The organism is Thermohalobacter berrensis, from assembly GCF_003609645.1.
Lineage (GTDB): Bacteria > Bacillota > Clostridia > Tissierellales > Thermohalobacteraceae > Thermohalobacter > Thermohalobacter berrensis.
Genome location: NZ_MCIB01000003.1, coordinates 55,295 through 67,253, shown reverse-complemented (window position 1 = coordinate 67,253; position 11,959 = coordinate 55,295). Strand labels below are relative to the sequence as shown.

Below are 11,959 nucleotides of genomic sequence, written 5' to 3'. Positions count from 1 at the left end.
TGATATAACTATCCTAGTAGAGCGAGCTTTGCTCGCTTTTTTTATTTAAATTATATAAATTGGGTACATATAAAATAGACTAAAGGAGGGATTAATATGCTAAATATCGAGAATAGAATAATAGATACCATAAGATTTTTAACTATAGATGCTGTTGAAAAAGCTAAATCAGGCCATCCAGGGTTACCTATGGGAGCTGCCACAATGGCTTATACTCTTTGGAGTAAATTTTTAAAGGGAAGCCATATTGAACCAGATTGGATTGATAGGGATAGATTTGTATTATCAGCAGGTCATGGTTCAATGCTACTTTATTCCCTTTTACATTTATTTGGCTATGATGTAACAATAGAGGATATAAAGAATTTTAGACAGTTTAAAAGTAAAACTCCCGGACATCCAGAATATAGAATTACACAGATGGTAGAAACTACAACTGGTCCTCTAGGTCAAGGCTTTGGAAATGCCGTAGGAATGGCTATATCTGAGAAAAGACTAGCTGCAGAATTTAATACCAAGGATTTTGACATAATTAATCATTACACATATGTACTTGCCAGTGATGGAGACCTTATGGAAGGAGTAGCTGGTGAGGCAGCTTCCTTAGCAGGACATCTAAAGTTAGGAAAGTTAATAGCTTTATATGATGACAATAAAATTACTATTGATGGGAGTACAGAAATAACCTTTACAGAGAATGTAAAAAAAAGATTTAAAGGATATAATTGGGAAGTTATTCATATCAAAGATGGAAATAGTATAGATGAAATAGAAGAGGCTATTTCAAAGGCTAGAAATAATTTAAATCAACCTAGTTTAATAATTATTCCTACTATAATTGGATATGGAAGTCCAAATAAGGAAGGGACTCCTACTATCCATGGAAAGCCTTTAGGTGAAAAGGAAGTACAACTAACAAAAAAACTTAGAGGTTGGGATAAATATCCACCCTTTTATGTTCCAGATGAAGTTTATGGGTATATGAAAAAAATAATAGATAAGAGGGAAGAATCTAGGAAGACTTGGTATAGAACTTTTAATGAGTATTGCAAAAAATACCCTAAAAAGGCTCAAAAGTGGAAAAAGTGGTTTTCAAAGGAGATTCCTAAGTCACTATTTATGGATAAAGAATTAAATGCATTTGATGAAAAACCTAATGCTACTAGGAATGAAGGAAGCAGAGTAATTAATATTATTTCTAAACATATACCTAATTTAATTGGAGGATCTGCAGATTTAAACTCTTCAACAAAAACATACATTAAAGAAAAAGGAGATTTTCAATGGAATAATCTAAAAGGAAATAATATTAATTTTGGAGTAAGGGAACATGCTATGGGAGCAATTTTAAATGGTATAGCACTTCATGGGGGATTAAGACCATTTGGTTCTACCTTTTTAGTATTTTCCGATTATATGCGACCTTCTATAAGATTATCTGCTTTAATGGAAATACCAGTTATTTATGTATTTACCCATGATAGTATAGGAGTAGGAGAGGATGGACCAACCCATCAACCTATAGAACATTTATTATCACTAAGGGCAATACCCAACTTAATAGTATTTAGGCCTGCTGATGCACAAGAAACGGCTATAGCTTGGATAGAAGCAATTAAAAGAACAGATGGTCCAACTGCTTTAATTTTGACAAGACAAAAAGTCCCCTTCATAGAGGGAGTTAATGAAAATGCCCACAGGGGAGGATATACTTTAAGAAAAGAAGAAGGTCAAAAGCCCGATATAATACTAATAGGAAGCGGGTCTGAATTATCACTTGTTGTTAAGGCAGCAGAAATACTAAAGGAGGAAGGGGTAGATTCTAGAGTAGTAAGTATGATAAGTTGGGAGCATTTTGATTATCAGCCAAAATCCTATAGAGAATATGTTTTACCAAGTGATATAAAAAGGAGATTATCTGTTGAAGCAGCTACTACATTAGGTTGGAGAAAATACATATTGGATGAAGGTATAGCTATCGGTATAGACAGTTTTGGTGCCTCTGCTCCAGGTGATGTTTTAATGAAAGAATTTGGCTTTACTGTTGAAAACATAGTTGAAAATGCTAAAAAAATATTAAGATAATAATCCTATTACTGACAGCTTATTAATAAAAAAGTTTTATGATATAATAAATACAATGTGACTGGCTGCTAAAAGTTATAATAATTTAGCGAGTAGAGGTGATACAAAATGATTTTATCAGATAAAACTTTAAAAGAAATGATTAGTAATAACAAACTAATAATTGATCCACTTACTGAGGAACAGATACAACCTGCTTCAGTTGACTTAAGATTAGGAAGAAACTTTTTAAAGGTAGATGAAAATAGTATAGAATCTATGTGTTTAGACAAAGAGATAAAGTATGTAGAATTTAATAGTAATGAAGTAATAATCCCACCAAATTCATTTTTACTGGCTACTACTAAAGAATACATAAAGCTTCCTAACAATGTAACAGCTTTTGTTGAAGGAAGAAGCTCTATAGGAAGGATGGGACTTTTTATTCAAAATGCAGGATGGGTAGACCCTGGATTTGAAGGTGAAATAACACTAGAGCTTTATAATGCCAATAGACTTCCCATAAAGCTAAAAGCAGGAAGAAGAATATGCCAATTAGTTTTTGCTTTAATGGATGAAGAGGCAGAAAATCCCTATAATGGTAAATACCAAGGGCAAAAAAAGGCAACAGGAAGTAGAGTTTATTTAGATATAGATAAGTAAAAACTGGCTATTGATAATTTAAGGGCTACTTTTGTAGCCCTATTTTTTATAATACATAGAAAATTAATAAAAAGCTTGGCTATAAGGGAGGAGTAAAAGAGTGAGAATAAATTTTTCAAAGGAAGAAAAGAATAAATTGCTTAAGGAAATACAAGATTTTTTTTATGAAGAGAGGGATGAAGAAATTGGCATTATTGCAGCTGAGAAGATTTTAGATTTTTATATAGAAAACTTGGGTACTATAATTTATAATAAAGCCCTAGATGATGCAAGGGTTTGGTTTAATAAGAGATTAGAAGATATAGAAATAGATTATAATATGTTATATAGATAAATCATATTATATATTGTAAGGAAGAAGAAAATTATTACAAAATTATTAAATTACATAAACATTAGTTGAAATTTTCTGTAAATTCGATTATACTAATAAAGTGGAAAAAATTACTAAGGAGGTCGTGTCAATGAAAAGGTTAAGATTAATTTTAACAGGAAATTTAATGAATGTTTTATATTTAGAAAAATATTTAGATGCACGACCTATGTCTAATTTAAGTTAAATAATTAATAACTATATAAATAATAAGCCATAGGTATTGTGCATCTCTGCCTATGGCTTTAATGTTTTTTGTATAGAGGTTTAAAATTTATATTGTCTATGAAGGCCATAGGTATCTCTACCTATGGTTTTTTATTTTTTATTTAAAAGTATAGGAGGGATTATTATGAATAAGATTTTTATTAAAAATGTATGTATTATAAATGGGAAAAAGGATAGGAAAGGTTATGGATAGGTTTGTGGAAATTCATTCGTTAAATTGACTAAGCAAGGAGGCGTAAAAAATGAAAAGACTAAAATTACTTTTAAGTTTTATGAAAGGAAATAGACTTTTATATATAGGTTCAATTATAAGTATTGGCTTGGCAACTTTATTTTCAATTTTATCCCCTTTAGTTTTAAGGTTAACCGTTGATTCAATTATTGGAGATGAACCCTTTGATGTTCCTAATTGGGTATCAACTTTGCTAAGCTATATTGGAAATAGAGATGATTTAGCACAAAAGTTATGGGTTTTTGGTTTAGCAATAGTAGTTTTTACTCTATTTAGAGGACTATTTCTATATTATAAAGGAAAATGGTCAGCAATTGCCTCTGAATCTATTGCTAAAAATATCAGGGAAAGATTATATGACCATATACAACACCTTCCCTATGACTATCATGTTAAAGTAGATACTGGAGATTTGTTACAAAGATGTACTTCAGACCTTGAAACTATAAGAAGATTTTTAGCTGTACAGTTTGTAGAAATAGGAAGGGCACTATTTATGTTAGGATTTGTTACAACAGTTATGGTTTCACTAGATATAAGGATGACCCTAGTGGCCATGGCGGTAATACCCATTATTTTTGCCTTTGCAGTAATATTTTTTATGAAGGTAAAAAGGGCCTTCCAGCTTTCAGATGAAGCTGAAGCAAGTATGTCTACAGTTTTACAGGAAAATCTGTCAGGTGTTAGGGTTGTAAAAGCCTTTGGACGTCAGAAATACGAAATAGAAAAATTTGATAAAAAGAATAGAGAATATAGAGATTTAACATATAGATTAATCAGATTATTAGCTGCATACTGGTCAAGTTCTGATTTTATATGTCTTTTGCAAATAGCTGCGGTTTTAGTAGTTGGAGTTTATTGGGCATCCATTGGTAGGATAACACTAGGAACCTTATTAGTATTTATAACATATGAAGGAATGCTTCTTTGGCCTGTTCGCCAAATGGGAAGGATATTAACTGATATGGGTAAAGCACTGGTTTCATTAGAACGTATTCAGCAAATACTAGATGAACCTATTGAAAAGCATGAAAAACATGAAAATAAACCTGAAATAAAGGGTAATTTAGAGTTTAAAAATGTGTATTTTGGATATGACAAGGATAGTCCTGTATTAAAAAATATTACCTTTAAGGTAGAGAAGGGCCAAACGGTTGCAATATTAGGAAAAACTGGCTCAGGCAAATCATCCCTTGTCCATCTTTTAGCTAGACTCTATGATTACCAAAGAGGGTCAATAAAGATAGATGGTGTTGAGTTAAAAAATATTGATAAAAAATGGATTCGCCAAAATGTAGGTTTAGTTTTACAGGAACCATTTTTATATTCAAAAACCTTAAGGGAAAATATAGCTATATCTAAACCAATAGACAAAGAATCTGAAGTAATAGAAGCAGCTAAAGCAGCAGCAATTCATGACTCTATATTAGAATTTGAAAAGGGATACAATACCCCTGTAGGAGAAAGGGGTGTAACCCTTTCTGGAGGTCAGAAGCAGAGAATAGCAATAGCAAGAACTATTATTAATAACTATCCAATACTAATATTTGATGATTCTTTAAGTGCTGTTGATACTGAAACTGACAGTAAAATTCGTAGGACATTAAAAGAAAGAAATAAAGATGCTACAACCTTTATAATTTCACATCGTGTTTCTACCCTTGCTGAAGCAGATTTAATATTAGTTTTAGATAAGGGAAGACTTGTTCAAAAAGGAACCCATGATGAGTTAATAGAACAGGATGGTCTATATAGAAATATATGGACTATACAGAGTTCTTTAGAAAAGGATTATAAATATAAAATAAGCTAGAGTTTACTGTTAGTTCTTTTAATGTAGCTATATATAAGTTTTTTATGGCAATTAAAGAGGAGTTGATATAATGACTGTATTTAAAGAGCAGGAATATAGTAAAAGGTTTGATTTTAACCTTTGGAAGGATTTAATAGGATATATGAAACCTTACAGAAAACTTTTAATTTTACTTGGAATAGTAATGATTGGAGTAGCAGGTATAGATGTTGCTATTCCATTGATGAATAGGCATGCAATTGACAATTATGTTATTCCTAAATCTTTAGATGGGATTTGGAAATTTGTTTTATTGTATGGGATATTAATAACTGTTCAGGCAATTAACATATGGCTATTAATTGCATTGGCAGGAAAAATACAGATGGGTGTTGCATATGATATTCGTAGTTATGGGTTTAAAAGACTTCAAGAACTTTCACTTTCTTATTATGATACTACCCCTGTTGGCTGGATAATGGCAAGAATGACATCTGATATTAGAAGGTTAAGTGAAATTATATCCTGGGGACTTGTAGATTCAGTTTGGGGAACGACAATGATGATAGGAATAGCTGCAGTTATGTTAAAGCTAAATTGGAAATTGGCTTTAATAACACTATCAGTAGTTCCTATTCTTGTGGCAATAAGTATTTATTTTCAACAGAAAATATTAAAGTCATATAGAGAAGTAAGAAAGACTAATTCAAGGATAACAGGGGCTTTTAATGAAGGGATAATGGGAGCTAAAACAACAAAAACACTTGTTAGGGAAAAAGAAAACCTAAAGGAATTTCAGGAACTTACAGGAAAGATGAAATTTGCCTCTGTAAGGACAGCAATTTTTTCATCGTTGTTTTTACCTATTGTTATCACTTTAAGTAGTATAGGAACAGGGTTAGCTTTAACTTTTGGAGGAAATGCTGTATTACTTGAGAGGATAAGTTATGGAACATTGGTAGTTTTTATAGGTTATTCTACTCAATTTTTTGAGCCAGTTAGAGAATTAGCCAGAATACTAGCGGAACTTCAGGCTGCTCAAGCTTCGGCAGAGCGTGTACTATCTTTAATTAAAACAGAACCTGATATAGAGGATAAAAAAGATGTAATAAAAAAATATGGAGACTTCTATATACCTAAAAAGGATAACTGGCCAAAAATGATCGGAGATATTACCTTTAAAGATGTTTCATTTTCATATAAAAATGGTGAAAAGGTTCTTGAAAACTTTAATATTGATATAAAGGCCGGAGAAACAATTGCTTTAGTAGGAGAAACTGGCTCAGGTAAAAGTACTATAGTAAACTTGGCATGTAGATTTTATGAGCCAACTAAGGGTCAAATACTAATTGATGGTACAGATTATCGTGAAAGACCACTTGCTTGGTTACACTCTAATCTCGGTTATGTTTTGCAAACCCCTCATCTATTTAGTGGAACTATCAAGGATAATATAAGATATGGAAGGTTAGATGCAACTGAAGTAGATATTATTAGAGCAGCCAAATTAGTTAATGCCCATGATTTTATAATGAAGCTTGAAAAGGGATATGATACTGAGGTTGGAGAAGGTGGAGGAAAGCTATCTACAGGGGAAAAACAGCTAATTTCTTTTGCTAGAGCAGTTATAGCAGATCCAAGAATTTTTGTACTAGATGAAGCAACTTCATCAATAGATACAGAAACAGAGGAAAAAATTCAAGATGCAATACAGAAAGTATTAAAGGGAAGAACAAGTTTTATAATTGCCCATAGATTATCTACAATAACTAAAGCAGATAGAATATTAGTAATACGAAAGGGAAAAATTGTTGAACAAGGAACCCATAGTGAATTATTAAAGATAGGAGGATACTATTACAGTCTTTACACTAATCAATTTAAGGAAGAAGAAAAGGTAATCATTTAGGTGTATATAATGAAAACATAAAGAATTTATTTATTATTTTAGGGATAACCAACTAATTAATTAGTTGGTTATCCCTAAAAGTTTGTATCTTAATCTATAGTAAATTTATGATATGGTTTTGTATATCATTATCAAAAATATAGAAGTCTTTTCCTTCATTATTTAGTTTAGATGCTGCTTGATTATATTTTGATATAAATTTATTTGGGTGCTTCATAATATCTATTATACCTTTGTTACCAAATACATTAAATATAGCTTCTACAGTTTTTATTCCAACATAGTTGATAGCTCCAAAGGTTTGACTCATATGTTTAGATACCCACTTCATAAATTTCTCTTCACTATCTATATTTCCGCTAATAATATCCTTTAAAGTATTATTTAAATCTTTAAAATGCTCTTTTTCTTTTTTTACATCTGATAAGAAGTCATTATATCCCTGTTCACCTTCCTTAGGGATACCTCCAACACAATAGTAAGCAATACCTTCACCTATTAAACCACTTAATAATGAAAAAATTAGTCTATCTTTTAACTCCATTTTTTCCTCATCTACAACACTTTGATATATTTTATTGTATCCAATGTGGTGAAGTTCATGGGCAATAACATTAACAAATTTATTCCCCATACTTTCAGTAATATAACCTAAATCAAGGGTTATATCTTCTCCATTGAAATATCCGCCACTTTTGCCTGTAAAAATTATATAGACAGTAGATTTAAGGTCTAATTCACCGGGGACAAAGTCTTTTAATTTATCTTCAGCCTTATTACTTATATTACTTTTATTAATTTTTTTAAGCATTCCTTCATAGTTTTCTAAATTATCAAATTTCTGTCTGTAGTTTTTGTGCATTTCTACTAAAAAATTATTTTTATCAGTAAATTCTTTGTTAGTTATACTAGTTAATACTCTATGTACATCTGATTTGGTTATATTAGCATTTGAACCATGGGGTATATTATAATGTTTAACTAAATAATCCATTACCTTTAAATTTATTATTTTACTAACTATTTTTTCATCTATCTTCTCCTCATCCCTGGCTGTCTTAAAAAGATCTAGCATTAATTGTGCTCCTTCTACATTTAAATTAATACTAATCATACCCCTCTCCCCCTATTTATCATCTATAAAATAATTCTACTCTATTATAGTCATCACTTCTTCTAAAGGTTTTCTAGGTGGACTTTTAAGCTCAGATTCTTCAGGTACTCCAAGTGGAGTCATTGCAGCAAGATAATAACCCTCTTTTTCAAAACCTAAAAATTCTGTTATTTCTTTGCCTGCATACATAGGTCCAGTCATCCAGCAAGTTCCATATCCCATATTAGCTGCCGCAAGCAATATATTTTCCAAAGCAGCTGCTATATTTTGAATACCAGGATTTGGACGAAGGAGCTCTCTAATTTCTTCCTTGGGGGCTCCAATTTCTCTTAGTATTTCTATTCCTGTGGATGGATAAGGTCCTGCAAAAACAAGTATTGCTACAGGTGCTTTTCTAAATACAGTATGATACTTTAAATACTTTGTAAATGCTTTTTTCTTGTCTTCATCACCTAATTTATTAGCAAGTTCAGCATTTTTTTTCTCAACTATTTTTGCCATTTCTTCTATTTTGTCTTTATTTTTTACAACAACAAAATGCCAGTTTTGCAGATTCTTTCCTGATGGTGCATATGTACCAGCCTTTATAATTTCTTTTATGTCATCCATTGGTACATCTTGATCTTTAAATTTTCTTACACTATGTCTTTTGTAGATAAAATCTAATTCTTTCAATGTAGAACCTCCCTTATACAACTTTTTTTATTACAATTTTTCCTATATTTACTTATTATAAAACATTAGAGAATATTAACACTTAATTTATATTTTTAAATGGAAAACATATTAAAAAGCCTGATATTTTCATCAGGCTTTCTATCTTTTGTGCTATGGATGTAGGTTATAGGTTAAAACTAAAAAAATTGTATACTACCTTAGAATGGATAGAATTTTTGATCAAACCAATTTTCTTCCATTAATGACTTATATTCATTATAAAATAACTTTCTATGATTATATTCCCATTCTGAAAGGGTCTTAAGTAGGTTCCTTGCTTGAGGAGACTCTACTTTCTCTATTGCATTTTCATAGAATTCAGCAAAATCGTTCTCAATAAGATAAGCCATTCTCATTATGGTTAAATCGGCTAAGTTAGATTTTAAATTACCAGATGTCATTTTATCCTTTTCTTCTTTCAATACCTTTTCAAATACCTTATTACCTTCTTCAAGATCTACTTCTATTTCATCCCAATGCTTATTTTCTGATAACATATCATAATGTTTTTTCAAAATATTATAATGTTCGGCTTCAACCTTAGCAAGATTTTCAAAGATTCTCTTTGCCCTTTCACTTTCAAACTCATCTTTATATTTTTTATAAAAAATTTCCCCTTGTTTTTCCATTTCCATTGCATATTTTAGTATTTCTAAGATGTTAGTCATAAAGTTTACCCTCCCTTTAAATTATATTAATTTAATACCCTTTATAAAAAAAGATAAACTTATTTCTAAAATTATTACTAATGATAAAAGGATGTAAATAATTAATATAATCTATTTATTAAATTAAAATATGATAAATTATATTTAATTGGAGATAAATAACGGTAAAGAATATGTTTAGTTAATACAGAATATTTAGGTAATAAAGAAATTTAGTTACTTGTAAATGGCAGATATAAACAAACTATATGGCATTAACATAATACTATGAGTTACAGAAAATTATAAATATTGAAAAGGAATTAATGTTATGTTATAATATCAGCATGTATTAGTACCAGCTACTAAAAATAGATAACAATTTTAGGAGGAGTTTATGATGGATATAAAAGATGTGAAGGAACTTATACTTACAGTAGATAAAACGAGCGTACAGAAAGTAGATATTCAAAAGGGAGATGTTAAAATAAGCATAAGTAAAACTTTAGGAGTAGAGAAAGCAGAAAGGAATTATCATGACAGGGTAGAGGAAGTTCAAGTTCAACCAGTAGAAACAAAACCAGAAGTTAAAGTAGATAAAATAGAAAACGAAGAAAACTTATTTACAGTTACTTCTCCAATAGTTGGAACATTTTATGCAGCACCTAGCCCAGATTCGGAACCTTATGTAAAAGTAGGAGACAAAGTTAAGGAAGGTCAAACACTTTGTATAATAGAGGCAATGAAGATAATGAATGAAATAGAAAGTGAAGCATCAGGAGAAATTGTTGAGATATTAGTAAAAAATGAAGAAGCAGTTGAATATGGTCAACCTTTAATGAAAATTAGGAGGAGTTCCTAATGTTTAATAAGGTTCTTGTTGCTAATAGAGGAGAGATTGCAGTAAGAATAATTAGAGCATGTAAAGACTTAGGAATAAAAACAGTAGCAGTTTATTCGGAAATAGATAAGTTTTCTCTACATGTACATATGGCAGATGAAGCTGTATGTATAGGACCAGCAAGCTCTGCTAAAAGTTATCTTGACATGAAAAATATTATTAGTGCTGCCCTTGTTACAGGTGCAGATGCAATTCATCCAGGATATGGTTTTTTATCTGAAAACGCTAAATTTGCTGAAGTTTGTGAACTCCATGGAATAAAATTTATTGGTCCTAAAAAAGAGCAGATAGAACTTATGGGCAATAAGTCAAAAGCAAGGGAAACAATGAAAAAGGCAGATGTTCCTATAGTACCTGGTTCTGAAGGAGCAGTAAAGGATCCAGAAGAAGCTTTAGAAGTAGCAAGAGGGATAGGATTTCCTGTGATGATTAAAGCTGCCAGTGGTGGTGGCGGAAGAGGAATGAGAATAGTTTTTGATGAAGAAAGCTTTGAAAAACATTTTACAACGGCACAGAGGGAGTCTAAAGTTGCATTTAATGATGATTCTATGTATATAGAAAAATTTATAGAACAGCCAAGACATATTGAATTTCAAATACTAGCAGATGAACATGGTAATGTAATACATCTTGGAGAAAGGGATTGTTCTTTACAGAGAAGAAACCAAAAAATACTTGAAGAAGCACCAAGTAGTATAATTGATGATGAACTAAGGAAAAAGATGGGAGATGCAGCAGTTAGAGCAGCTAAAGCAGTAGACTATATAAATGCAGGAACTGTAGAATTTCTATTAGATAAAGATAAAAATTTCTACTTTATAGAAATGAATACTAGAATACAAGTAGAGCATCCTGTAACTGAATTAGTAACAGGAATAGATTTAATAAAAGAACAAATAAAAATTGCTGCAGGAGAAAAGCTAAAATTAACTCAAGATGACATAAAAATAAATGGACATTCTATAGAGTGTAGAATAAATGCAGAAGATCCTTCTAAAAAGTTTAGACCTTCACCAGGAACTGTTGAGGATTATTTACAGCCAGGAGGTTACGGTGTACGTGTAGATAGTAATATTTATAGTGGTTATAAAATTCCACCAACTTATGATTCAATGATAGGTAAGTTAATAGTATGGGCAGAAGATAGAAATGCAGCAATAGAACGTATGAAGAGAGCCCTTGATGAAATGGTTGTTACAGGGATAAATACTAATATCGATTTTCATAGAGAACTATTAGATACAGAAGCTTTTATTGAAAATAAATTTGATACTAGTTTTATCGATAAATTTGTTGCTAAAAGATATTAATAGCATTGT

Annotated in this window: 10 protein-coding genes; 7 read left to right on the top strand and 3 right to left on the bottom strand. The window is 30.7% G+C overall.

Annotated features, from left to right (window positions below):
* The first annotated feature begins 96 nt into the window (after positions 1–96).
* The 5 genes from tkt to BET03_RS03615 all read left to right on the top strand — a co-directional run bounded on the left by tkt (position 97) and on the right by BET03_RS03615 (position 7,261).
* Positions 97–2,085 carry a transketolase gene (tkt, locus tag BET03_RS03635; RefSeq protein ID WP_120167396.1) on the top strand — a complete coding sequence of 663 codons (1,989 nt, stop codon included), beginning with the start codon at positions 97–99 and terminating at the stop codon, positions 2,083–2,085.
* A 108-nt stretch (positions 2,086–2,193) separates the two neighbouring features.
* Positions 2,194–2,727 (top strand): dCTP deaminase, encoded by a 534-nt coding sequence (gene dcd / locus BET03_RS03630; protein ID WP_120167394.1) that lies wholly within the window; start codon positions 2,194–2,196, stop codon positions 2,725–2,727.
* 100 nt (positions 2,728–2,827) lie between these two features.
* A complete protein-coding gene (locus BET03_RS03625; protein WP_120167392.1) occupies positions 2,828–3,061 on the top strand; it encodes a DUF2164 domain-containing protein in 234 nt (77 codons plus the stop codon).
* 509 nt (positions 3,062–3,570) lie between these two features.
* Positions 3,571–5,373, top strand: coding sequence for an ABC transporter ATP-binding protein (locus tag BET03_RS03620; RefSeq protein WP_120167390.1), 1,803 nt, complete (start codon positions 3,571–3,573; stop codon positions 5,371–5,373).
* A gap of 70 nt (positions 5,374–5,443) precedes the next feature.
* On the top strand, positions 5,444–7,261 hold the full coding sequence (locus tag BET03_RS03615) for an ABC transporter ATP-binding protein (protein WP_120167388.1): 1,818 nt from the start codon (positions 5,444–5,446) through the stop codon (positions 7,259–7,261).
* Between the two features lie 94 nt (positions 7,262–7,355).
* On the opposite strand, the gene BET03_RS03610 is transcribed toward BET03_RS03615, so the two are convergent.
* The 3 genes from BET03_RS03610 to BET03_RS03600 all read right to left on the bottom strand — a co-directional run bounded on the left by BET03_RS03610 (position 7,356) and on the right by BET03_RS03600 (position 9,760).
* Positions 7,356–8,375 (bottom strand): DUF5700 domain-containing putative Zn-dependent protease, encoded by a 1,020-nt coding sequence (locus tag BET03_RS03610; RefSeq protein WP_120167386.1) that lies wholly within the window; start codon positions 8,373–8,375, stop codon positions 7,356–7,358.
* Between the two features lie 36 nt (positions 8,376–8,411).
* Complete coding sequence (locus BET03_RS03605; RefSeq protein WP_120167384.1) at positions 8,412–9,050, bottom strand: nitroreductase family protein; 639 nt, start codon at positions 9,048–9,050, stop codon at positions 8,412–8,414.
* A gap of 200 nt (positions 9,051–9,250) precedes the next feature.
* Positions 9,251–9,760, bottom strand: coding sequence for a ferritin family protein (locus BET03_RS03600; protein WP_120167382.1), 510 nt, complete (start codon positions 9,758–9,760; stop codon positions 9,251–9,253).
* 379 nt (positions 9,761–10,139) lie between these two features.
* Here BET03_RS03600 and accB point away from each other — a divergent pair, with 379 nt between their 5' ends.
* Entirely contained in the window at positions 10,140–10,601 is a 462-nt protein-coding gene (gene accB / locus BET03_RS03595; RefSeq protein WP_120167381.1) for an acetyl-CoA carboxylase biotin carboxyl carrier protein, read from the top strand.
* Positions 10,601–11,950: an acetyl-CoA carboxylase biotin carboxylase subunit gene (locus BET03_RS03590; RefSeq protein WP_120167380.1), complete on the top strand. Its 1,350-nt coding sequence runs from the start codon at positions 10,601–10,603 to the stop codon at positions 11,948–11,950. The genes accB and BET03_RS03590 overlap by 1 nt, the downstream gene beginning before the upstream one ends.
* Positions 11,951–11,959: the final 9 nt, after the last annotated feature.